The 22,822-nt window shown below is 66.0% G+C and carries 20 protein-coding genes, 1 rRNA gene and 1 other RNA gene (1 of these 22 cut by a window edge); 8 read left to right on the top strand and 14 right to left on the bottom strand.

Features of this window, described 5'->3' with window-relative positions; translation table 11 throughout:
* Positions 1-55 precede the first annotated feature (55 nt).
* Positions 56-1,744 carry an arginine--tRNA ligase gene (argS, locus tag OZ10_RS01275; protein WP_039411120.1) on the bottom strand — a complete coding sequence of 563 codons (1,689 nt, stop codon included), beginning with the start codon at positions 1,742-1,744 and terminating at the stop codon, positions 56-58.
* Between the two features lie 86 nt (positions 1,745-1,830).
* Complete coding sequence (gene radC, locus OZ10_RS01270; protein ID WP_039411118.1) at positions 1,831-2,508, bottom strand: RadC family protein; 678 nt, start codon at positions 2,506-2,508, stop codon at positions 1,831-1,833.
* A gap of 96 nt (positions 2,509-2,604) precedes the next feature.
* Between radC and coaBC the strand changes: the two genes are divergently transcribed.
* The 3 genes from coaBC to OZ10_RS21950 are packed head-to-tail and all read left to right on the top strand — an operon-like array spanning position 2,605 to position 6,692.
* Positions 2,605-3,870 (top strand): bifunctional phosphopantothenoylcysteine decarboxylase/phosphopantothenate--cysteine ligase CoaBC, encoded by a 1,266-nt coding sequence (gene coaBC / locus OZ10_RS01265; protein ID WP_039411116.1) that lies wholly within the window; start codon positions 2,605-2,607, stop codon positions 3,868-3,870.
* On the top strand, positions 3,867-4,334 hold the full coding sequence (gene dut / locus OZ10_RS01260; RefSeq protein ID WP_039411114.1) for a dUTP diphosphatase: 468 nt from the start codon (positions 3,867-3,869) through the stop codon (positions 4,332-4,334). The genes coaBC and dut overlap by 4 nt, the downstream gene beginning before the upstream one ends.
* A 12-nt stretch (positions 4,335-4,346) precedes the next feature.
* Positions 4,347-6,692, top strand: a complete 2,346-nt coding sequence (locus OZ10_RS21950; protein WP_039563725.1) for a phosphomannomutase/phosphoglucomutase — start codon at positions 4,347-4,349, stop codon at positions 6,690-6,692.
* 104 nt (positions 6,693-6,796) lie between these two features.
* On the opposite strand, the gene OZ10_RS01250 is transcribed toward OZ10_RS21950, so the two are convergent.
* The 10 genes from OZ10_RS01250 to pyrE all read right to left on the bottom strand — a co-directional run bounded on the left by OZ10_RS01250 (position 6,797) and on the right by pyrE (position 13,944).
* A complete protein-coding gene (locus OZ10_RS01250) occupies positions 6,797-7,357 on the bottom strand; it encodes a hypothetical protein (protein ID WP_228889153.1) in 561 nt (186 codons plus the stop codon).
* Positions 7,358-7,665: 308 nt separating this feature from the next.
* On the bottom strand, positions 7,666-8,007 hold the full coding sequence (locus OZ10_RS01245) for a lipid-A-disaccharide synthase N-terminal domain-containing protein (protein WP_039411109.1): 342 nt from the start codon (positions 8,005-8,007) through the stop codon (positions 7,666-7,668).
* Entirely contained in the window at positions 8,007-8,729 is a 723-nt protein-coding gene (locus OZ10_RS01240) for a glycosyltransferase family 2 protein (protein ID WP_039563724.1), read from the bottom strand. The genes OZ10_RS01245 and OZ10_RS01240 overlap by 1 nt, the downstream gene beginning before the upstream one ends.
* A gap of 377 nt (positions 8,730-9,106) precedes the next feature.
* Positions 9,107-9,176, bottom strand: a non-coding RNA gene (locus tag OZ10_RS20480) — sX9 sRNA.
* A 60-nt stretch (positions 9,177-9,236) separates the two neighbouring features.
* The gene (locus OZ10_RS01235; protein WP_039563723.1) at positions 9,237-10,202 is read right to left on the bottom strand and encodes an SDR family NAD(P)-dependent oxidoreductase; all 966 of its coding nucleotides are present in this window, start codon (positions 10,200-10,202) and stop codon (positions 9,237-9,239) included.
* A gap of 204 nt (positions 10,203-10,406) precedes the next feature.
* Complete coding sequence (locus OZ10_RS01230; protein WP_039563722.1) at positions 10,407-10,715, bottom strand: helix-hairpin-helix domain-containing protein; 309 nt, start codon at positions 10,713-10,715, stop codon at positions 10,407-10,409.
* A 35-nt stretch (positions 10,716-10,750) separates the two neighbouring features.
* The gene (locus tag OZ10_RS01225) at positions 10,751-11,680 is read right to left on the bottom strand and encodes a ParB/RepB/Spo0J family partition protein (RefSeq protein ID WP_039413397.1); all 930 of its coding nucleotides are present in this window, start codon (positions 11,678-11,680) and stop codon (positions 10,751-10,753) included.
* Complete coding sequence (locus OZ10_RS01220; RefSeq protein ID WP_039413394.1) at positions 11,680-12,477, bottom strand: ParA family protein; 798 nt, start codon at positions 12,475-12,477, stop codon at positions 11,680-11,682. Before OZ10_RS01220 ends, OZ10_RS01225 begins: the two co-directional genes overlap by 1 nt.
* Positions 12,478-12,590: 113 nt before the next feature.
* On the bottom strand, positions 12,591-13,256 hold the full coding sequence (locus tag OZ10_RS01215) for a hypothetical protein (RefSeq protein ID WP_039413390.1): 666 nt from the start codon (positions 13,254-13,256) through the stop codon (positions 12,591-12,593).
* A gap of 22 nt (positions 13,257-13,278) precedes the next feature.
* The gene (gene pyrE, locus OZ10_RS01210) at positions 13,279-13,944 is read right to left on the bottom strand and encodes an orotate phosphoribosyltransferase (RefSeq protein ID WP_039413386.1); all 666 of its coding nucleotides are present in this window, start codon (positions 13,942-13,944) and stop codon (positions 13,279-13,281) included.
* A gap of 127 nt (positions 13,945-14,071) precedes the next feature.
* Between pyrE and OZ10_RS01205 the strand changes: the two genes are divergently transcribed.
* The 3 genes from OZ10_RS01205 to OZ10_RS01195 all read left to right on the top strand — a co-directional run bounded on the left by OZ10_RS01205 (position 14,072) and on the right by OZ10_RS01195 (position 16,543).
* Positions 14,072-14,872, top strand: a complete 801-nt coding sequence (locus OZ10_RS01205) for an exodeoxyribonuclease III (protein ID WP_039413384.1) — start codon at positions 14,072-14,074, stop codon at positions 14,870-14,872.
* The gene (locus OZ10_RS01200) at positions 14,869-16,236 is read left to right on the top strand and encodes an AmpG family muropeptide MFS transporter (RefSeq protein ID WP_039413381.1); all 1,368 of its coding nucleotides are present in this window, start codon (positions 14,869-14,871) and stop codon (positions 16,234-16,236) included. The genes OZ10_RS01205 and OZ10_RS01200 overlap by 4 nt, the downstream gene beginning before the upstream one ends.
* Positions 16,237-16,315: 79 nt before the next feature.
* Positions 16,316-16,543 (top strand): hypothetical protein, encoded by a 228-nt coding sequence (locus OZ10_RS01195; protein WP_003489057.1) that lies wholly within the window; start codon positions 16,316-16,318, stop codon positions 16,541-16,543.
* Between the two features lie 244 nt (positions 16,544-16,787).
* Here the strand turns inward: OZ10_RS01195 and OZ10_RS01190 are convergent, their stop codons facing one another.
* Together OZ10_RS01190 and OZ10_RS01185 are read right to left on the bottom strand one after the other, a co-directional pair.
* Positions 16,788-17,921 (bottom strand): anhydro-N-acetylmuramic acid kinase, encoded by a 1,134-nt coding sequence (locus OZ10_RS01190; RefSeq protein WP_039563721.1) that lies wholly within the window; start codon positions 17,919-17,921, stop codon positions 16,788-16,790.
* A 381-nt stretch (positions 17,922-18,302) separates the two neighbouring features.
* Positions 18,303-19,721 carry a M23 family metallopeptidase gene (locus tag OZ10_RS01185; RefSeq protein ID WP_039563720.1) on the bottom strand — a complete coding sequence of 473 codons (1,419 nt, stop codon included), beginning with the start codon at positions 19,719-19,721 and terminating at the stop codon, positions 18,303-18,305.
* Between the two features lie 170 nt (positions 19,722-19,891).
* Between OZ10_RS01185 and tyrS the strand changes: the two genes are divergently transcribed.
* Together tyrS and OZ10_RS01175 are read left to right on the top strand one after the other, a co-directional pair.
* Complete coding sequence (gene tyrS, locus OZ10_RS01180; RefSeq protein WP_039413364.1) at positions 19,892-21,103, top strand: tyrosine--tRNA ligase; 1,212 nt, start codon at positions 19,892-19,894, stop codon at positions 21,101-21,103.
* 739 nt (positions 21,104-21,842) lie between these two features.
* Positions 21,843-22,822: ribosomal RNA gene (locus OZ10_RS01175) — 16S ribosomal RNA — on the top strand; it runs 567 nt beyond the window's last position.

Raw genomic sequence — 22,822 nt, 5'->3', positions numbered from 1 at the left:
CGCGCGGGGCGCTCGCGCCCGGTCGATCGCCGCGCCTGTGCTTTTCCGACAGCGCTTACATCTTTTCCGGGGCGCTGACGCCGAGCAGTTCCAGACCGTTGGCCAGCACCTGTTGCGTCGCGACAGCCAGGGTGAGCTTGGCGTCGCGCTCGGCGGCATCGTCCACCAGCACCTTGCTGTTGTGATACCACGTGTGGAAGGCGTGCGCCAATTCACGCAGGTATTGCGCGATCTGGTACGGCTCCAGTGCCTGACCGGCGATTTCCACCACTTCCGGGTAACGCGACAGCTCCAGCATCACGGTGAGCGAGTGCTCATCGTCCAGCCGGGCGAGCTGGGCAAGACCGTGGCCCTGCTCGTATTTGTAGCCCTTTTCCTGCGCCTGGCGCAGCACGCTGCACACGCGCGCATGCGCGTACTGCACGTAGAACACCGGGTTGTCGTTGCTCTGCGCGCGTGCCAGGTCGATGTCGAAGGTGAGCTGCGAATCGGGCTTTCGCGCGATCAGGAACCAACGCACCGCATCGGCGCTGGTTTCCTCGATCAGGTCGCGCAGGGTGACGTAGCTGCCGGCACGCTTGGACAGCTTCACTTCCTCGCCGCCGCGCATCACCGTGACCATCTGGTGCAGCACGTATTCCGGCCAGCCCTGCGGGATGCCCAGCTCCAGCGCCTGCAGGCCGGCGCGCACGCGCGTCAGCGAGCCGTGGTGGTCGGCGCCCAGTTCGGTGATCGCGCGCTCGTAGCCGCGCTGCCACTTGGTCAGGTGGTAGGCCACGTCCGGCACGAAGTAGGTGTAGGTGCCGTCGGACTTGCGCATGACGCGGTCCTTGTCGTCGCCGAAGTCGGTGGACTTGAGCCACAACGCGCCGCCTTCCTCGTACGTGTGACCGGAGGCGATGAGCTTTTGCACCGCCTCTTCGACCTTGCCGTCCTTGTACAGCGAGCTTTCCAGGAAGTAGATGTCGAAATCGACGCGGAAGGCGGCCAGGTCGTGGTTCTGCTCGTTACGCAGATAGGCCACGGCGAAGCGGCGGATCGATTCGAGGTCCGCCGGATCCTTGGTGCCGGTGACCAGGTGGCCTTCCAGGTCCACGGTGTCGCCGGCCAGGTAGGCATTGGCCACGTCGGCGATGTAGTCGCCGCGGTAGCCGTTCTCCGGCCAGCCCGCGCTGTCGGGGGTCAGCCCCTGCGCGCGTGCCTGCACCGACAACGCCAGGTTTTCGATCTGCACGCCGGCATCGTTGTAGTAGAACTCGCGCTTGACGTTCCAGCCGTTGGCGTCGAGCACGCGCGCCAGGCTGTCGCCGATCGCCGCCGCGCGGCCGTGGCCGACATGCAGCGGGCCGGTCGGGTTGGCCGAAACGTATTCCACGCCCACCGAGCGACCATTGCCGGCCAGGCCGCGGCCGTAGTCGTGGCCCTGCTTGATCACATGCGCCACTTCGCGCTGGTAGGCGGTGGGGGCGAGGTGGAAGTTGATGAAGCCGGGGCCGGCAATCTCGACCTTGGCCACGTCCTCGCTGGCCGGCAGTGCGGCCACCAGCGCCTGCGCCAGCGCGCGCGGATTGCTGCGCGCCGCCTTGGCCAGCAGCATCGCCGCATTGGTGGCGAAGTCGCCGTGTTCGCGTGTCTTGGGTCGCTCGACCACAAAATCCGGCGGCAGGGTGTCGGCAGGCAGGGTGCCGTTGGCGCGCAAGGCTTCGATGCCTTGGCCGATCAGTGCGCGGAGTAGGGCTTTCACGTGGGATCTGCTTGGAACCAAACCAGCGATTTTACCCGACCGCGGGCCCTGGGGTCCGGGTGATGGTTCAGGTCAACGCGGCGGCCTCATCGCAGCCAGCCGCGCTCGGCCAGCGAGACGGGGCGGCCATCGCCGATCACAAAATGGTCGAGCAGGCGGATATCCACCAGTTCCAGGCCCTGCGACAGGCGCACGGTGACTGCGTGGTCGGCCTCGGACGGCTCCGGATTGCCGGAGGGGTGGTTGTGGCCGACGATCACCGCCGCAGCGTTGTGCAGCAGCGCCTTGCGCACCACTTCACGCGGATGGATATCGGCGCCGTCGATGGTGCCGGTGAACAGCTCCTCGAATGCGATTGCGCGATGGCGATTGTCCAGGAACAGCGCCGCAAACACTTCGTAGGGCCGCGCGCGCAGCCGCTGCGAAAAATAGTGGCCCACGCTGAGCGGGTCGCTGAGCACGTCGCCGCGCTCCAGCTCGCTCATCAGGTGGCGATGCGCCAGCTCCATCGCGGCGCTGAGCTTGCACGCCGATGCCGGGCCCAGCCCGGGCAGCCGCGCCAGGACCTTGGGCGGACGATCCAGCAGCGGGCGCAATGGGCCGTGGCGATCCAGCAGATCGCGCGCGGTCTGCACCGCGTCCTGGCCGCGCAGCCCCGAGCCGACAAAGATCGCCAGCAGCTCGGCATCGGAAAGCGCAGCGGCACTGCGCGCCAGAAGTTTCTCGCGCGGACGTTCGTGGGTGGGCCAGTCGTGTATGTGCATATGGCGAGATTGCCGGTGCTCATCGCCGACGCCCATCAGGCCAAGCGGGGGCATCGGCTAATCTAGTTGTCCTTGTAACCGTAGGACGACCCCGACGTGATCGGCTCCACTCAGGCCCGCCCCCTGGACGGACAGCGTTTGCTGCTGTGCGTCGGCGGAGGCATCGCCGCTTACAAATCGCTTGAACTGGTCCGTCGCCTGCGCGACGCCGGCGCACAGGTGCAGGTCGCCATGACCGCCGGCGCACAACAGTTCGTGACTCCGCTGAGCTTTCAGGCGCTGTCCGGGCACCCGACCCGCACCACGCTGTGGGACAGCGCCGCCGAGCAGGCGATGGGGCATATCGAGCTTGCCCGCTGGGCCGACCGGGTGGTCGTGGCCCCGGCCACCGCCGACCTGCTGGCACGCCTGGCGCACGGTCTGGCCGACGATCTGGTCACCACCCTGTGCCTGGCCACGACTGCGCCGCTGACAGTAGCCCCGGCCATGAACCATCGCATGTGGCTGCATGCGGCCACCCAGGCCAACGTGGCGACGTTGCGCGCGCGCGGCGTGGCCGTGGTGGGCCCGGACGACGGCCCGCTGGCCGAAGGCGAATCCGGCCCCGGCCGGCTGGCCGAGCCGGCGGCGATCATTGCCGCACTGGCGGGTGATGCCGCCACGCTCGCCGCCGCGCCGTCGGTCAGTGCTGCGCCGGCCTTCGTGCCCAGCAGCGCGCAACTGGAGGGCCTGCGCATCGTGATCAGCGCCGGCCCCACGTTCGAAGACCTCGATCCGGTGCGCTACGTCGGCAATCGCAGCAGCGGCAAGATGGGCTATGCCCTGGCCGCCGCCGCGGCCCGCCAGGGCGCCGAGGTGGTGCTGGTCAGCGGGCCGGTGCACCAGACCACGCCGGCCGGCGTGCAGCGCATCGACGTGCGCTCGGCCGCGCAGATGCGCGATGCGGTACTGGGTGCGTTCCCGGCCGACATCTACATCGGCGCCGCCGCGGTGGCCGACTACACCCCCAAGCGGGTGGTCGCGCAGAAGATCAAGAAGACCGGCGAAACCCTGACCCTGGAACTGGTGCGCACCCCGGACATCCTGTCCGAGGTGGCCGCGCAGACCGGCGCGCTCAAGCTGGTGGTCGGATTTGCGGCCGAAACGCACGACGTGGAGCACTACGCGCGTGGCAAGCTGGCAGCCAAGCGGCTGGATCTGATCATCGCCAACCAGGTGGGGATCGAAGGCGGCGGGTTCGAAAGCGACAACAATGCCGCCACCGCCTATTGGCAGGGGGGCGAGCGCGTGTTTCCCAGCAGCAGCAAGACTGAACTGGCCGACCAGTTGCTGGCCCTGATCGCGGAGAGATTGCAGGCATGAGCATCCCGACCCAGTCCTTGCAGGTGAAGCTGCTCGACCCGCGCTTCGGCGATCTGTGGCCGCTGCCGGCCTACGCCACCGAAGCCAGCGCGGGCATGGACCTGCGCGCGGCCCTGGAAGCGCCGATGACGCTGGAGCCGGGCGATGCGGCGCTGATTCCCAGCGGCATCGCCATCCATCTGGCCGACCCGCAGGTGTGCGCAGTGATCCTGCCGCGCTCGGGGCTGGGCCACCGGCACGGCATCGTGCTGGGCAACGGCACCGGGCTCATCGATGCCGACTACCAGGGGCCGCTGCTGATCAGTACCTGGAATCGCGGCCGTGAGGCCTTCACCATCGAGCCGGGCGACCGGATTGCGCAATTGGTGATCCTTCCGATCGTGCGCGTGGGCTTGCAAGTGGTGGATACTTTCGTCGACAGCGCGCGGGGAGCGGGTGGATTCGGCCACACCGGCGTGCGCTGACGGGGGAGTCACATGAGCAAGGCGAACGAGCGCAGGCAGTCGATGTCCAGCGTGCGTACGAGTGGTCCGGTGCTGGGGGGCGTGCTGGTGCTGCTGGCGGCCTGGTTTGGCTGGAGCAGCTACACGCAATGGCGTGAGGACGCGATTGCGCACGACCTGGAACAGGCGCGCGATCGCGCCGTGCAGGATGTCAGCCAGGCAATGTCTGCGCAGGCCAGCCAGCTCGACGCGGTGCTCAAACAGCCGCCGGTGGCCGCTGCGTTGGCCAACGGCGATGCGCTGGCCGCCGCCTCGGCGATCCGCGAGCGCTTCAAGGGCGCCGAGGACGTGCAGGTGCTGCCCGGCGATCTGGCCGCCGCCTATGCCAATCCCAAGGACTTCGGCTATGCGCGACTGAGCCTGCTCGAATCGGCGCTGGTGGCCGAGCGTGCGCAGGTCCATGTGGTGCGCGATGCCAGGCAGGTACGTTTGGGCGTGGCTGCCGCAGTGCGCCTGGGCGCGCAGCCGGCGGTGGCGTATGCCCGGCTGCCGCTGTTGCGCCTGATCGGCCCGCTGGATGCGATCGCCGTGCCCGGCAGCGCCTACCTGGCCTTGCGCCAGGGCAGCTACAACGTGGCCCAACAAGGCGACGTAGGCCTGGCCGATGCCGCCGAAACCCTGGCACGCCCGCTCGGCACCAGTGGCTTGCGCGTGGCCGCTGCGGTACCGCAGAGCGACAACGGCCCATTGGGTCTGGGCGCGCTGGGGTGCGCCATCGTGGCCGCCTTGTTGCTGGCCATTGCCGTGTTGCTGGTGCTGGCAAGCCGTGGCCGGGTGGCACTGCCACGTCGTCGCGTTGCCGGCGATACCACGGCCGACGAGCCCACCTTCAGTCAAAGCCTGCAGCACGACGCCAGCCTTGCCAGCGACGCGCGTGCGCTGGACCAGGCGGTATCGCCTGCACCGCCACCGCCGCTGCCGGTGGTCCAGGTCGCCACCGACATGTTCCGCGCCTACGACATCCGCGGGGTGGTCGGGAAGGAGCTCACTCCCGGGGTTGCAGCGCTGATCGGCCAGGCCATCGGCAGCGTGATGCAGGCGCAGGGTCTGCGCGATGTGGTGGTGGGCCGCGATGGGCGGTTGTCCGGGCCGGAGCTGGCCACTGGCCTGATCGAAGGCCTGCGGCGTGCCGGCTGCAACGTGACCGACATCGGTCTGGCGCCCACGCCGGTGGTGTACTTCGGTGCCTATGAACTGCGCGCCGGCAGCTGCGTGGCGGTGACCGGCAGCCATAACCCGCCGGACTACAACGGCTTCAAGATCGTCATCGGGGGCGAGACGCTGTCCGGCGCGGCCATCACCGAACTGCATCAGCGCATCAACGAAGGCCGGCTGCATACCGCGGCCACGCCTGGCGACCTGGAGCAGCGCGACATCAGCGATGCCTACATCCAGCGCATTGCCGACGACGTGCAGCTCGACCGCCCGATCAAGGTGGTGGTGGACGCTGGCAATGGTGCGGCCGGCGACATCGCGCCACGCCTGCTGGAGGCCATCGGTGCCGAGGTCGTGCCGCTGTATTGCGACATCGACGGCACCTTCCCCAATCATCACCCCGACCCGAGCGAGCCGCACAATCTCGACGACCTGGTGAACATGGTGCAGCGCTTCGATGCAGACATCGGCGTGGCCTTCGATGGCGATGCCGACCGCCTGGGCGTGGTGACCAAGAAAGGCACGGTCGTGTTCCCGGACCGCTTGCTGATGCTGTTTGCCGCCGACGTGCTGCAGCGCAATCCCGGCGCGCTGGTCATCTACGATGTGAAGTGCACCGGCAAGCTGTCCGACTACGTGCTGCGCAACGGCGGCAGCCCACTGATGTGGAAGACCGGGCATTCGCTGATCAAGTCCAAGATGCGCGAGACCGACGCCGAACTGGCCGGTGAGATGAGCGGGCACTTCTTCTTCAAGGAACGCTGGTACGGATTCGACGACGGCATCTATGCTGCCGCACGCCTGCTGGAGATCCTGGCCCAGCGCGAGGAAACCCCGTCCGAGGTGCTGGACGCGCTGCCCGAGAGCGTGTCCACGCCGGAGATCAAGGTCCCGGTGGACGGCGATGCGCATGCACTGGTGGCGCGGTTTGTGGAGCGTGCGCAGGCTGGCGAAGAATCGCCGTTCGAATCGGCGCGCCTGTCCACGATAGACGGATTGCGCGCGGACTTCGTGGACGGCTGGGGCCTGGTGCGCGCCTCCAATACCACGCCGATCCTGGTGCTGCGTTTCGAGGCCGACAGCGAGGCCGCGCTGGAGCGCATCCGCGCGCTGTTCCGCAGCGAACTGCAGGCCCTGCTGCCGGAACACCCGCTGGCGTTCTGAACACCGCACGCTTGCGGCGCACCGCCCTGCCTGCAGAACGCCAGGGCGCGCGCCGACGCGGACATCGACCGCCCGCCTCGATGAAGCGCCGGCGTCGACGCGGCTCACCGCGTGCCACCTGTTGCTGCCAGCTGCGCGGGAGGGTGGGGCGCACGCAGTGGTGCAGCATCGCGCTGGTCGGGCAACCACACCGCATCCCAATACGGATACGCGCCGATCCGCTCGGCCAGGCCCGCGCGCAACGGCAAGGCCACCAGGCTGCGCGCAAAGTGGCGGTGGTCGGCCTGCGGCGCAAGCGCGGTCGCCTCGATGTCCGGCTGCCAGACCGTGCCGCCGCGCCCGCGCGCACGATTGACGGCATCGCCGGCGGCCTGTCGTGCAGCAAGCGCCAGCTGCAGCACGGCGGCCTTGCCCGGTGCCTGCACCAGGGCGCACCACCGTCGTGGCAGCAGCACCCAGCACAGCAGCCGCGCGCCAGGCCACTGGCCCGGCAGGGCCAGACTGGCGGCCGCAGCACGCGCGCAGCGCCAGTCTGCAAACAAAGGCACACCCTGATGTGCATGCAGGCACAGCGACCAACACGCCGCAGTGGGCGCAGGCAGGGGCAGGGGAAAGTGGCGCGTGCTGGACATGCGCACAGCCTGCCGACGGGGTGATGGCGGCACTATCGGTCAGCTTCCCGCGCGCAGGTCGGTAAGCTTCGCAGCCTCGTGTACGACTCGGCTACCAAGCGCCGGCACTCGCGCGTGACAACCCGCCATGACGGATCCATCCGGTCGCCACACAGTCGGCACCCGCACCGGACCGTGGCAGACGCCACGCGTCTGGTCTACGCGCCCGCACCGCAGCACATGCCAAGCGGCGATCGCGCCCTCAGACGTCCATCAATCCCTGCGGCTTGGCGACGCCTATCCCGCCCGCAAGGCCATCGCCTGCGCCGGTGACCGCGCACGTCCGCAATCCCGGCAACACATCAATGCGCCGCGCGATCGCGCTTCCAGCCGCGATGCTTCACGTCCAGATACAGGCTGTAGAACGCGGTAAATGCCGGGAACAGGTTCTGCAGCACGCCCACCGAATCCTGCTTGGCCGAGAACACGAAGTAGCTCAGCGTCATCAGGCTGCCGACCACGCTCATGTACCAGAATAGGCGCGGGATCACCGGCTTGCCGGCGCGCTTGGAGGCCACGAACTGCACAAGCCAGCGGCCGCCGAACATCAGCGCGCCCACATAGCCGATCAGCTTCCAGCCGGTGACGTGGATGCCGGTCCAGTACAGCCAGGTCAGCTGCTGATCGAGAAACGACGGTTCCATCAACGTTCCTCCACCTCGGTGCGCTTGCTGCGGGTGATCAGCCACGCCACGCCGCGCAGGTCGCGGATACCGACCAGGGCGCGATTGAGGTTGTTGTACTTGGACACGCCGGCGGTGCGATGGCGGTGGTTCACCGGCACGCTCACCGTGCGCCAGCCGGCGCGCTGCATCAGTGCCGGCAGATAGCGGTGCATGTGGTCGAAATAGGGCAGGTCCAGAAACGCCTCGCGCTCGAACAGCTTGATGCCGCAGCCGGTGTCGGGCGTGTTGTCCTGCAGCATGCGCGAGCGGATCGCATTGGCCCACTTGCTGGCCCAGCGCTTGGAGCCGGAGTCCTGGCGGTTGACCCGCCACCCGGCGAACAACTTGACCTGCGCCTGTGCCTGGCTGCGCGCGATCAGCAGCTTGGGGATGTCGGCCGGGTCGTTCTGGCCATCGCCGTCGAGCGTGGCGATCCAGCTGGCGCGCGCGGCCTTGACCCCGCTGCGTACCGCCGTGCTCTGGCCGCTCTGGGTCAGGTGATGCAGCACGCGCAGCTCCGGCGTGGTGGCCTTCAGGCCTTGCAGCACCGCCAGGGTGTCATCGCGCGAATGGTCGTCGACATAGACGATTTCGAAGGCCACCACCCCGCGCAAGGCGCGCGTGATTTCCTCGACCAGGGCCGCGACGTTGTCGCGCTCATTGAACACCGGGACGACGACGGAAAGCTGAGGTTGGCTCATGGATTCGTGGTGGCCGGATGAAGGCTGAGCGAAAAAGATCGCGCATTGTGCCCTGACTGTCTGAGTCAGGCATGAAGCAAGCACACCTCATGTGCCGGGCTGCGACCCGCAAGCGGCCTGTAGCGTGTGGTTGGGCGCAAGCAGAGACGGCAACGGCGCGGGCCAATACCCGGATCATGCCGTGTCAGCGCAGCCACGCCAGGGTCTTGCACCGCGGTCTGCCCTGCGATCAGCTGCTGCGCGGGCGACGAGAGGCGGCAAGATGGCCATGCGATGTCGCCTCGCAGCCCAAAACCACACCGGTCAGCCACTGCAAGCCAATGCTGCGCGCCTCCGGCAGCCGCCAACACACCGATCCCGACCCCAGGGCCGAGAGGGGCTAGACCTGGTGAACGGTGGTCAGGTGGGAGCGGACGGCGCGCAGGAACCGGAGTACGAGCAGATCATGCCGATTCCGGGCACCGGCCGGACCCGCCTGGCGGCTGCGCAGCAGCGTTGTCAGTCGCTCTAAGCGCGCTCGCCGAAGTAGCTGCGGCACCAGTCCACCACCTGCGGCAATCCGCGTTCGACCGGCGTGGCCGGTTCGAAGCCGAACGCCGCCTGCGCGCGCCGGGTGTCGGCCATGGTGCGGATCATGTCGCCCGGCTGCATCGGCCGGTAGACCTTGTCGGCCGGCCGGCCGGCGGCCTGGGCGATCACGTCGATGAAATATTCCAGCTCCACCGGCGTGTGGTTGCCCAGGTTGAACACCCGGTGCGGTATCGGCTCGCTGCTTGGCGCGTCCAGCGCGCCGAGCACGCCGGCCACGATGTCGTCCACGAACGTGAAGTCGCGTTGCATCCTGCCGTGGTTGAACACCTCGATCGGGCGCCCGGCCAGCACCGCGCGGCTGAAAAGCAGCGGCGCCATGTCCGGCCGGCCCCACGGGCCATACACGGTGAAGAAGCGCAGCCCGGTCGCGCGCAGGCCGTACAACTGCGCATAGGTGTAGCCCATCAATTCGTTGGCGGCCTTGGTCGCCGCATACAGCGAGCGTGGCTGGTCCACGCGCTGGTCTTCGGAGAACGGTGGCGTGGCCGAATCGCCGTACACCGAGCTGCTGGAGGCATACACCAGGTGCTGTACGCCGCGGTGCCGGCACAGCTCCAGCATGTTGACGAACCCGGCCAGGTTGCTGTCGACGTAGGCATGCGGGTTTTCCAGCGAGTAGCGAACCCCGGCCTGCGCGGCCAGATGTACCACGCGGGTGGGCCGGATCTCGTCGAACAGCGCCGCCAGGCCATCGCGGTCGGTCAGGTCCAGCGTGCGCAGATCGATGTCCGGGCACAACGCGGCAACCCGGTCGTGCTTGAGCTGCGGATCGTAGTAGCTGTTGTAGTTGTCCAGACCCACCACCGTGTCGCCACGCGCGGCCAGCGCGCGGCAGGTGTAGGCACCGATGAAACCGGCGGCGCCGGTGACGAGGATGGTCATGGCTGTGATCCTGAAAAATGCGGAAACAAAAGGCCGGTGCGATCGATCTGCATGCGCCAGCCGCCAAAGGCATGGCTGCATGCGGCGCCGGCGGGTTGATGCTGCTGACGTGCCTGCAGTGCGCAGGGCGCCAGGCTCGGCTCGCGGTGGGCGCGGCTCATGCGGTGCTCCAGCGAAGGACGGCAACGCGCCATGCGTGGTCGTTCACCGCAGCGCGAGCGGCGCTTCGCTGGCGAGCTTGGCCTTGCGTTCGGCGCTGAACTTCCACCACGGCTGCGCCGCCCCGCCTTCCATGAAACGCACGATCGACAGGAACACATCGATCACGCAGGGGTCGTGCAGCACGCCCGTGCGCAGGCAGAGCTGTGCATGCATGTCGTAGGCATCGCGACCGCGCAGCTGCGCAGGCACGCGGATACCGATCAGGCGCAGGTCCTTTTCGCAGGCCGGCCCGACATTGGGCAGGTCGGTCAGCTGCAGCAGATGCTGGCGGTCCACCTTGGCGGGATTCATTGCCGACGAGGATCCTGTTGGATGTGCGGCCGCGATCAGCCGCGCTGCGCGCGCAGACGTTCCAGCACGCCTTCCAGGGTGTCCAGGTCGGTGTAATGGATCACCAGCTTGCCCTTGCCGCCGCGGCCATGGTTGAACACCACCTTGGTGCCCAGCGACTCGGACAGTTCGGTCTGCAGCGAGGCGATATCGGCCTGCGGGGCCGCGGCCACCGGCTTGCCCTTGCGCAGCGAACCGGGCACCTTGCCGGCGGCAAATTGCTGCGCACGGTGTTCGACCTCGCGCACCGACCAGCCCTGGTCAGCCGCTTCCTGCGCCAGCTTGCTGGCCAGCTCCGGTGCCAGCGTGAGCAGCGCCCGCGCATGGCCCATTTCCAGGCGGCGGGTTTCCAGCAGCACCCGGATCGCCACCGGCAATTCCAGCAACCGCAACAGGTTGGACACCGAGGCCCGCGAGCGGCCCACCGCCGCAGCGGCCTCGGCATGGGTCAGCGAAAATTCGTCGATCAGCCGCTGCAGCGCCTGCGCTTCTTCCAGCGGGTTGAGATCTTCGCGCTGGATGTTCTCGATCAGCGCCATCGCGATGACGGTGCGGTCGTCCAGTTCGCGCACCACCACCGGCACCTCGGTCAGCCCGGCCAGCTGCGAGGCGCGCCAGCGGCGTTCGCCGGCCACGATCTCGAACTGCCCCGGCGCCAGCTCGCGCGCCACGATCGGCTGGATCACGCCCTGCGCCTTGATCGACTCCGCCAGCTCGGCCAGCTTGACCTCGTCCATCTCCTGGCGCGGCTGGTACTTGCCCGGTTGCAGCTGGCCTACCGGCAACTGGCGCAATGTGTCACCCGGCTGCAGCACGTCGTCGCTGGTGGCGCCGGGCGCCGTTGCCGCTGCTGCGCCCTTCGGTCCCAATAGCGCTTCCAGGCCACGGCCCAGGCCGCGCTTCTTCGCCAGAGGCGGCTTGCTCATCAGACGGTCTCCACGGGCCGGACGGCCTTGTTACGGTCGTTCTGGCGGCGCACGATTTCGCCGGCCAGCCCCAGGTAGGCCACGCCACCCCGGGAGCTGCGGTCGTAACCGACGATGCTCTGGCCATGGCTGGGCGCCTCGGCCAGGCGCACGTTGCGCGGCACGATGGTGCGGAACACCTTGTCGCCAAAATGCTCGGTCAGCTCCGCCGACACTGCGTTGGCCAGGTTGTTGCGGATGTCGAACATCGTGCGCAGCACGCCTTCGATTTCCAGCGCCGGGTTGAGGTTGGCGCGCAGCGCTTCGATGGTTTCCAGCAGCGCGGTGAGCCCTTCCAGCGCGTAGTACTCGCACTGCATCGGCACGATGATCGAATCGGCCGCGGTCAGCGCATTGAGCGTCAGCAGCGACAGCGCCGGCGGGCAGTCGATCAGGATGAAGTCGTACTCGTCGCGGATCGGCGCCAGCGCGCGCTTGAGCCGCTGCTCGCGCTCGCCCTGGTCCATCAGCTGGATCTCGGCGGCAGTCAGGTCGATGTTGCCCGGCAGCAGGTCGAAGCCTTCCGGCGCGGTGACCCGGATCTCGGCCGCGGTGTTTTCGCCCAGCAGCAGATCGCAGGTGGACGCGGCCACATCGCGCTTGTCGATGCCGCTGCCCATGGTGGCATTGCCCTGCGAGTCCAGATCCACCAGCAGCACACGCTTGGGCGCGCGCGCCAGGCCGGCCGCCAGATTGACTGCCGTCGTGGTCTTGCCGACGCCGCCCTTCTGGTTGGCAATGGCGATGATCCGGGCCATGCGGGAGAGCCTCGTGGGCAAGGAGTAAGACCGGCCATTATGCGGGCAGGGCGTCGGATCGGGAAATGCCGCCCGCAGCGACCGTGCGCCTGGACGGGAATGACGGCCGCCGCTCAGCCGGCGGGCGGAGCGCCGCCGGGCGGTTCCTTCATGGCGCGGTAGCGCTGCAGGATGTCGGCGATCTCGCCGTCCAGCGCCACCCGTTGTTGCTCGAAGCTGGTCTGCAGGCGCAACTGCGCCATCAGCTCGCGATGGCGTTGCTGAATGTCGCCAGCCAGCTTGTCGGCCACGGCCTGGCCGGCCAGTTCGCGGTCGCCGGCCGTGCGCAGCATGCTGGCCAGCCCTTCGCGCAGGCTGGTCACATTGAAGCGCGCGGTGTGGATGTTGTTGTCGACGATGGCGATGCGCTCGTTGAACACCCGGCGCAGGTCGTCTTCGCTTTGATACGACATCAGCATCGCCTGGTCGGTGCGCTGGCGCATCTGCTCGGCGGCCAGATCGGCCTGGCGTTGCTGCTCGCTGGCCGCAGCGGCAGCACGCTCGTCGCTGCTCATCGCGCGCTGCACCTCGGCGCTGCGCAGCCCGCTCTTGACGTTGAACTCGTCGCGCGCCTGGTTCACCGCCTCCGGTGGCAGCGTGTCGCTGCACACCCGGGCGCCGTTCTGGTTCCAGCAATACAGTTTCTTGGCCGTCGGCTTGTCCTGCGCCAGGCCAGGGGCCACGACGACGGCTGCCGCAACGGCAGCGAGCAATGCCAAACGTGTGTGTCTCGGCATCATCGCAGCCCCCTGTCGCCTGCCGTCAGCCTGTGGTGTCGGTTCCGTAGCGGCCTCGATAGGCCAGCAGCGGTTCCCGGTAGCCGACAAGGTCGGCGTTTCCTTCCGCAAAAGCAAGCAGATCGGCGAGGTTGGCCACTGCGATCACCGGAATACCGGCCTCGGCCGCCACCGCCTGCGCCGCCGACCGGCGATCCTGCTCGGAGGCGATCTCCTGCCGGTCCAGCGCCACCACGATGCCCGACGGCGTACCGCCAGCGGCGCGAATGATGCCCTGGGCCTCGCGGATGGCGGTGCCGGCGGTGATCACGTCGTCCACGATCAGTACCTTGCGCCCGGCCAGCGGCGCGCCGATCAGGGTGCCGCCTTCGCCATGGTCCTTGGCCTCCTTGCGGTTGAACGCCAGCGGCAGGTCACGCCCACGCCCACGCCCGGCATAGGCACAGGCCAGTGCGGTGGCCAGCGGGATGCCCTTGTAGGCCGGGCCGAACAGCAGGTCGAACTCCACGCCGGCCGCATCGATCGCATCGGCGTAGCAGTGCGCCAGTTCCGCGGTCTTGACCCCGGAATCGAACCGCCCAGCATTGAAGAAGTACGGGCTGACGCGCCCGGACTTGAGCGTGAACTCGCCAAAGCGCAGGGCATCGGCGCCCAGGGCCAGCTGCAGGAAACGGGTGCGGTGGTTGGTCATGGTGACGAGATTGGGGAGTAGGGATTCGGGATTGGAAAGCATAGCCGGTCGCGCCTTGCGGCATCCGCTGATGCGGTACGCTTTCACGAATCTCCAATTCCCATTCCCGAATCCCGGCTCCTCATCCATGCGCATCATCAGTTTCAATGCCAACGGCCTGCGCTCGGCCGCCAGCAAGGGGTTCTTCGACTGGTTCGCCACCCAGGATGCCGACGTGCTGTGCATCCAGGAGACCAAGGCGCAGGAGCATCAGCTGGCCGGGCCGGAATTCTTGCCGGCCGGTTACAAGGCCTGGTTTCGCGATGCCAGCACCAAGAAGGGCTATAGCGGTGTGGCGATCTATGCCAGGCGCGAACCCGACGAAGTGCGCACCGCCCTGGGCTGGCCCGAGTTCGACGAAGAAGGCCGGTACATCGAGGCGCGCTTCGGCAACCTCAGCGTGGTCTCTTTCTATATCCCGTCCGGCTCTTCGGGCGAGCTGCGCCAGGGCTACAAGTTCCAGGTGATGGAATGGCTGCGGCCGATCCTGGACGAGTGGCTGGCCAGCGGCCGCCAGTACGTGTTGTGCGGCGACTGGAACATCGTGCGTACTGCGCTGGACATCAAGAACTGGAAGTCCAACCAGAAGAATTCCGGTTGCCTGCCGCCCGAGCGCGACTGGCTCAACGGCCTGTGCGCCGACGCGGCAGACGACGCCAACGCCGCCGAAGGCCGCGGCTGGGTCGATAGCTACCGCGTCCTGCACCCGCAAGGCCAGGACTACACCTGGTGGAGCAACCGCGGCGCGGCGCGCGCCAACAACGTGGGGTGGCGCATCGACTATCAATTGGTCACCCCTGGCCTGCGCGAGGCACTGCAGGCCTGCGCGATCTATCGCGAGCAGCGCTTTTCCGATCACGCGCCTTACATCGTGGATTACGCGCTGTGAGTGAGACCGCCAAACCGCGCCGACGCTGGCAGCAAGTGCTGAACAACCTTCGCCAGCGCAAAGTGCTGGCGATGTTGCTGCTGGGCTTCAGTTCCGGCCTGCCGCTGTATCTGGTGGGCAACACCCTCGGCTTCTGGATGCGCAAGGAAGGCATCGATCTAGGCACGATCGGGTTCCTGTCCTGGGTGGGTCTGGCCTACACCATGAAGTTTTTATGGGCACCGATTGTCGACAAGACGGACGTGCCGCTGTTGGGCCGGTTGGGCCGACGCCGCGGCTGGATGCTGTTATCGCAGGCGATCGTGGCGATAGGCCTGATTGGCATGGCGCTGGTTCAGCCCAAGGGCGGTGAGGTGCTCGTGATGGGTATCGTCTGGGAGCACCTGGTGGTCTTTGGGGCGGCGGCGGTGGTGGTTGCCTTCGCCTCGGCCACGCAGGACATCGTCATTGACGCCTGGCGCATCGAGAGTGCCGACAACAGTGAACAGCTCGGCCTGCTCACGTCCGCTTCTGCACTGGGCTATCGCTCGGCCCTGCTAGTTACCGATGCTCTGATCTTGATCATCGCCGCACGTGTCGGCTGGCAGATGTCCTATGAAGTGATGGCCGCCCTGATGGTGCTGGGCGTGGTCGCCGTCACCATGGCCCGAGAGCCGGCCCGCGAAGCGGTCGCCGTGAAGACGCGGGCTGCGTCACTGTGGACGCCTGGAGGGTTATTCGACGCGATCGCCGGGCCATTTCTGGCATTCGTCCGCGAACATCGTGGCGGCGCCATCCTGATCCTGGTGGCCATCAGTGTTTACCGCATGGCCGACTTCGTGATGGGGCCAATGGCAAACCCGTTCTACGTCGACCTTGGCTTGTCTGAAGACACCGTCGGCACCATCCGCGGATCGGTGGGTCTGGTGGCGACCTTCATCGGCATCGCGGCGGCTGGCTTAGTGTCAGTGCGTTGGGGTGTTTTGGTGACCCTGATGGCCGGTGCGGTACTTGGACCTTGTTCAAATTTGGCATTTGCCTGGCTGGCCTATGTTGGTCCGGACACAACCAAATTCGCAGTAGCAATGGCGATCGACAATTTTGCCAATGGCTTTGCCGGCACCGCGTTGATCGCGTACATGTCCAGCCTGACCAGTATTGGCTATACCGCAACCCAGTACGCCTTATTGAGTTCGTTCTACGCCATGCCTGGCAAAGCCCTGAAAGGCTTTTCTGGATGGTCGGTGCAGGTCTTGACGCAGGGGCGAACGTTGATGGAAGGCTACGCCTTGTTCTTTATCGGGACCGCGCTAGTTGCGATTCCGGTTGTGGTCTTGTGCGGGATGCTGATCCTGCAGCAGCGCCGGCAGACGGCTGTCGTGTAATCGTTGTGGGCCGCCCCATCGTTACGGGATGATCGCTCGACGCGCCGAGGGGACGGTGCCTCGCAGACAAGGAATAAGCATGACCGATCTGGTATTGCGTGACATCGACCCGGTGCTGGTAGACCGCATCCGTCGCATTTCCGTCGCACGTGGCTGGACCCAGCACCAGACCGTCATGCATCTGCTCGAACAAGGCCTGTTCGCCAGCGAATATGAAGTCACCGGTGGCCTGCAGCATCCGGAGGTCGATGCCCTGGCCGAAGCGATCGCCGCGCTCAAGGCGCTGCCGGCGGGCAACAACCCCTGACAGCGGATGCCGGTGGTGCTGGCGCGGACCATCCGGCGCCGACCCGGAAGACGGACGATCGGCGATAGCGCTGACGAGGAGTCTGCCTGCCGGCCGCTCGCGCAGTTCACGCAGACCATCGCCAGCGGCTTGCCGCGTCAACCGTAGTCCGGTCCAGCGGCAGCGCCGGTCGACACACCATGCATGCACCTGCGCAAGCAGCCACCACCGGCGAGCGGCGCGGCCGTTCGGCCCGCTGTTGCGCTTACGCCGGATAGATCGCCCCCAGCAGCCGTGGCCCCGCAGCCCCAGTCACCGAGGGCAGATTGGCCGGGCGTCCGGCCAGCAGTTCGGCCGCCAGCCAGGCAAAACCCATCGCTTCCAGATAGTCCGGATCCAGCCCGTGCCGCGCGCTGGATTCCACCACCACGCCTGGCAACCGGGCTGCCAGGCGGGCCATCAACACCGGGTTGCGTACGCCGCCGCCGCACACCAGCACGCGCCGGGTCTGCGGCTGCAGCCGCAGCAAGGCCTCGGCCACCGTGGCCGCCGTGAGTTCCAGCAAGGTCGCCTGCACATCTGCCGCCTGCAGCGCCGTGCTGCCCATCGCCTCCCGGACCCAGGCCAGATGGAACTGCTCGCGCCCGGTGCTCTTTGGTGGTGCCAACGCAAACCACGGGTCGGTCAGCAGTGCCTGCAGCAGGACCGAATCGACGTGCCCACTGGCAGCAAACAGGCCATCGGCATCGAAGGCCGTGCCGCGGTGCTGCTGACACCAGCTGTCCAGCAACGCATTGGCCGGCCCGGTGTCGAAGCCCCGTACCGTGCCATCGCGCGGAATCAGCGTCAGGTTGCCGATGCCGCCCAGGTTGAGTACCGCGCGATCCTCATCGCCCGCACCCAGCATGGCCACGTGAAAGGCCGGCATCAGCGGCGCGCCCTGGCCACCGGCGGCCACGTCGCGGCGGCGGAAATCGGCCACCGTGGTGATGCCGGTATGCTCGGCAATCCGGCTGGTATCGCCGATCTGCCAGGTAAAGGCCGGGTCGGCCTTGGGCCGGTGGCGGATGGTCTGCCCATGCGAGCCGATCGCGCGGATATGTTGCCGCGCAACGCCGCTCTCTGCGATCAACCGGTTGGCGGCGTCCGCAAAGGCCAGCCCCACCTGCGCATCCAGTTCCCCCAGTGCATCGATGGCCACCGTCTCGGCGCCCTGGCCTAGTGCGATCAGGGCAGCGCGCAGCGGCGGCGCCCATGGCACGGTCGTGCCCGCAACCAGTTCGCAGCGGCGGTGGCTGTCATCGGCAAAACGCACCAGGGCCGCATCGATGCCATCGGCGCTGGTGCCCGACATCAGGCCAAGATAGAGCGGAGAGTCAACGCGTTCCAGGACAGACATGCCGAAGCCAGAGATGCACGGTCGGCCAGCTTGTGCAGCCGGGCCAGGTCCGTCAACCGGTCTCGCGCGCGCCACTGATGCGCGATACCCGCGTCGCCACCGGACCTCACTACCGGGACGCGTGCCGCCAGGGCCACGGCGGCGCGCAGTTTCCCCGCAGATCTCAGGCCTCTCCGGCCACCGCACCTATCGCAGTAACGGACGGCAGTGAGACCAAGGCAGGGTGTGGGAGCTACTGGCGCTTACGACACCCAGCAGACCACAACGGTGGCTGCGGATGGATCAGCCACCCAGCGTGACCGCATACAGTGGTCGGCGTTCTGCGCGGCCCGCGCCGCGTCACCGTTGCAGCAACTGCCTCGGTTGCCTGGCCGCAGCCGCTCAACCGCGCGACTTGCCCTTGGCCGGCTTGGCGGCGTCGGCATAGATCAACTTTTCCATGCCTTCGATTCGCGCCAGGGCCGGCGCCGTCTGCGCCCGGAAGGCCGCGAGCTCGGCACCTTGCAGCGGCTCCGGCGGCGGCATCGTCACCGACATCGGGTTGCGTTGCTGCCCGGCCACGCGGAATTCGTAATGCAGATGCGGGCCGGTCGCCAGGCCGGTCATGCCGACATAGCCGATCACCGTGCCCTGGTTGATGCGCTGGCCGGCCTTGATCTTGCCGAAGCGCGACATGTGCCCGTACAGCGTGCTGTAGTTCTTGCCGTGGTCCAGGATCACCACATTGCCGTAGCCGCGCTGGGTACCGACAAACACCACCCGCGCATCGCCGGCCGCCATGATCGGCGTGCCCGAAGCGGCCGCATAGTCCACGCCCTTGTGCATGCGCATGGTGCCCAGCACCGGGTGCTTGCGCGCACCGAAGGTGGAGCTGATCCGGCTATAAGCCACCGGCATGCGGATGAAGCTCTTCTTCAAGGGCCGGCCGGTGATGTCGTAATACTCGGCCGGCTTGCCGGCGCGCTCGAAGCGGAAGCCGGTGTACGTCTTGCCACCGGTGGTGAAGGTCGCCGCCAGGATGTCGCCGGTGCTGATCCGCTCACCTTCGCGCCAGGTCTCGTCCATCACCACACTGAAACGGTCGCCCGGCTGCAGGTCTTTATCGAAGTCGATGTCGTACTTGAAGATTTCATCGGTCATGACCGCCACCGCCGCCGGCGACAGCCCGGATTTCCCGGCAGAGGCATACAGCGAGCTGCTGATCTCCCCGCTGGCCACCACCGTGCGCGTGGTGGTCGCCCGCTCGGTCACATGCTCGCGCACGCTGTCGCCCAGCAGGCGCAATTCCACCCGGTGGCTGTCATCGCGATCGAAGCGCAGCGCCCGCAGCTGGCCGGGTGTCGGCATGTCAAACGCAATTTCAGTACCGGGACGCAGTTTGGTCAGCGCCTCCTTGGTGCCCGGATGCGCCAGTACCTGATACATCACCGCCGTCGGGATTCCCAGCTCGCCGAACAAGGTGCTCAGCGTCTGGCCCGACTTGACCTGCAGAATCTCCCAATCGGTGCTTGGCGCCAGTTGCTTGCGGCTGGGCACCAGCGGCGGCAACGGCAATGCCAGCGTCGAATGACTGGAAAGTGGCGTATCGATGGCGTTGGAAAAGCCCGGCACAATGGTGGCCACCAACGCACCGATGGTGGCGAACAGGCTGGCGTGGATCCAATGGCGGCGTGTCCAACGGTCATTGAAGGCCGCCGGAAGATGCGCCTTGAGCTTGCGATGCAGTGCAGTGTCGTGGAGGACGTGGAGGCGTTCGTGAAAGCGCCGCTTGCGTGCACGGCCCTGCTCTGAGTTCTGCATCGTTCAAATTCCTCGCTGGCTCGAAGTGCGAGCCCAATCGCCGGTACCATAGACAGCCTGTAACAGCGCGTCAAACCATTGAGCCTGTTCATTATTTTCACTTGGCGCGAAATTAACCCGCGTTTAACATCATTCACGTTTTTGACGGCAAGCGCCGCTGGAGTCTGTGGTTGGCCACTATCGAAGAATCCCTCGCACTCATCGGCCGTGGCGCCGAAGAGATCCTCAAGCTCGATCAGCTCGAAGCGCGACTGAAATCCGGCGTGCCGCTGCGGGTGAAGGCCGGCTTCGATCCCACCGCGCCGGACCTGCACCTGGGCCACACCGTGCTGCTCAACAAGATGCGGCAGTTCCAGCAGCTTGGGCACCAGGTCATCTTCCTGATCGGTGACTTCACCGGCATGATCGGCGACCCGAGCGGCAAGAACGTCACCCGCAAGCCGCTCAGTCGCGAGGACGTGCTGGCCAATGCCCGTACGTATGAGGAGCAGGTCTTCAAGATCCTGGACCGCGAACGCACCGAAGTGCGCTTCAACTCCGAGTGGTTCGGCCAGATGAGCGCGGCGGACATGATCAAGCTGTCCGCCCAGCACACGGTGGCGCGCATGCTCGAGCGCGACGACTTCGCCAAGCGCTTCGGCGGCCAGCAGCCGATCGCCATCCACGAATTTCTCTATCCATTGGTACAGGGCTACGACTCGGTCGCCTTGAAAGCCGATGTCGAGCTGGGCGGCACCGATCAGAAGTTCAACCTGCTGATGGGTCGTGGCCTGCAGGAGCACTACGGCCAGGCGCCGCAGATCGTGATCACCATGCCGCTGCTGGAAGGCCTGGACGGCGTGGCCAAGATGTCCAAGTCGCTGGGCAACTACATTGGCATCAACGAACCGGCCATCGACATCGTCACCAAGACCATGAAGATCGGCGATGAGCTGACCTGGCGCTGGATCGACCTGCTGTCCTTTGAGATCAGCATGGCCGAGGCCGCGCGTCTGAAGGAACAGGTTGCCTCCGGTGAGCTGCACCCGCGTGAGGTCAAATTACGTCTGGCGCGCGAACTGGCCACGCGCTTCCACGATGCGGCCACCGCAGAGCAGGCCATTGCCGGCTGGCACGCCGTAGTGACAGGGCAGGGCGACACCAGCCTATTGCCACTACAGGAAGTGGTCGTGCCGGCCGAAGGCCTGCGCATCGCCAGCTTGCTGACAGCCGCCGGCCTGACGCCCAGCAATTCCGAAGCCACCCGCAAGCTCAAGGAGCGCGCGGTCAAGATCGACGGCGAAGTGATGGAAGATGCCAGCCGCGTCTTCGCCCACGGCTTCGAAGGTGTCATCCAGGTGGGCAAACGCAATTTCGCCCGGGTGTCGCTCGTGAGTGCCTGACTCGTGACTGGCCTGGAGCGATTCGAGGTTGCTGTAGGGCGGCAACCTCGACGGTTGTACGAACCACGCCATTAGATAGAGAGGGTGAATTCGTAGATGTGCAAGAGGCTGATCCGGGGTTGAGTGAGCCATAGCGCAAGTTTTTGGCAGCTTAGTGAAAAATTTTTCACAAAACCCTTCCCAAATCCGTTCTCTGGGCATATAGTTCGCCTCCCCCGACGCAACGGCCCGCAAACACGGCGCCAAAGCAGAAAGGGTTCGAAAACTCCTTGAAATTAAGGTGTTGACGAAACGAAAAAGCCGGCTATGATGGGCGGCTCGCTACACGGAAAGACGCTACGGCGGATTGAAGTGCAGCGGCGGCAACTTCCTCTTCACGAGGGGTTGACGAGGATGAAAAGCCTGCTAATATGGCCGGCTCGCTTCGCAGAAAACCTTCGGGTCGAAACGAAGCAGCGTCAACCTCCTCGAAATGAGGTGTTGACGGCAAGAAAAAGTCCGCTATAATGGGCGGCTCGCTTCGACGGAAACGACGAAGCTGACGGGAACGGCGCTGAGGCCACTTCCCAATGTTCTTTGACAGTGTGCGCAGGTAATTTGTGCGGACGCCTGCAGGAAGGATGATTGTCCATCTTGCAGACGTTTAATCAAAAAGCAACATATTAATTGCTTTGCAAGCGATAAGTTGTCAGTGGTTGAACTTCTGCAGCTAAAGTATTTGTCTTCGGACATGTAATTTTAAGTGAAGAGTTTGATCCTGGCTCAGAGTGAACGCTGGCGGCAGGCCTAACACATGCAAGTCGAACGGCAGCACAGTAAGAGCTTGCTCTTATGGGTGGCGAGTGGCGGACGGGTGAGGAATACATCGGAATCTACTCTTTCGTGGGGGATAACGTAGGGAAACTTACGCTAATACCGCATACGACCTACGGGTGAAAGCGGAGGACCTTCGGGCTTCGCGCGATTGAATGAGCCGATGTCGGATTAGCTAGTTGGCGGGGTAAAGGCCCACCAAGGCGACGATCCGTAGCTGGTCTGAGAGGATGATCAGCCACACTGGAACTGAGACACGGTCCAGACTCCTACGGGAGGCAGCAGTGGGGAATATTGGACAATGGGCGCAAGCCTGATCCAGCCATGCCGCGTGGGTGAAGAAGGCCTTCGGGTTGTAAAGCCCTTTTGTTGGGAAAGAAAAGCAGTCGGTTAATACCCGATTGTTCTGACGGTACCCAAAGAATAAGCACCGGCTAACTTCGTGCCAGCAGCCGCGGTAATACGAAGGGTGCAAGCGTTACTCGGAATTACTGGGCGTAAAGCGTGCGTAGGTGGTGGTTTAAGTCTGTTGTGAAAGCCCTGGGCTCAACCTGGGAATTGCAGTGGATACTGGGTCACTAGAGTGTGGTAGAGGGTAGCGGAATTCCCGGTGTAGCAGTGAAATGCGTAGAGATCGGGAGGAACATCCGTGGCGAAGGCGGCTACCTGGACCAACACTGACACTGAGGCACGAAAGCGTGGGGAGCAAACAGGATTAGATACCCTGGTAGTCCACGCCCTAAACGATGCGAACTGGATGTTGGGTGCAATTTGGCACGCAGTATCGAAGCTAACGCGTTAAGTTCGCCGCCTGGGGAGTACGGTCGCAAGACTGAAACTCAAAGGAATTGACGGGGGCCCGCACAAGCGGTGGAGTATGTGGTTTAATTCGATGCAACGCGAAGA

The sequence above is a fragment of the Xanthomonas cannabis pv. cannabis genome (assembly GCF_000802365.1).
Lineage (GTDB): Bacteria > Pseudomonadota > Gammaproteobacteria > Xanthomonadales > Xanthomonadaceae > Xanthomonas > Xanthomonas cannabis.
The sequence above is the reverse complement of the archived record's forward strand: the minus strand, read 5'-3'. Positions and strand labels throughout refer to the sequence as shown.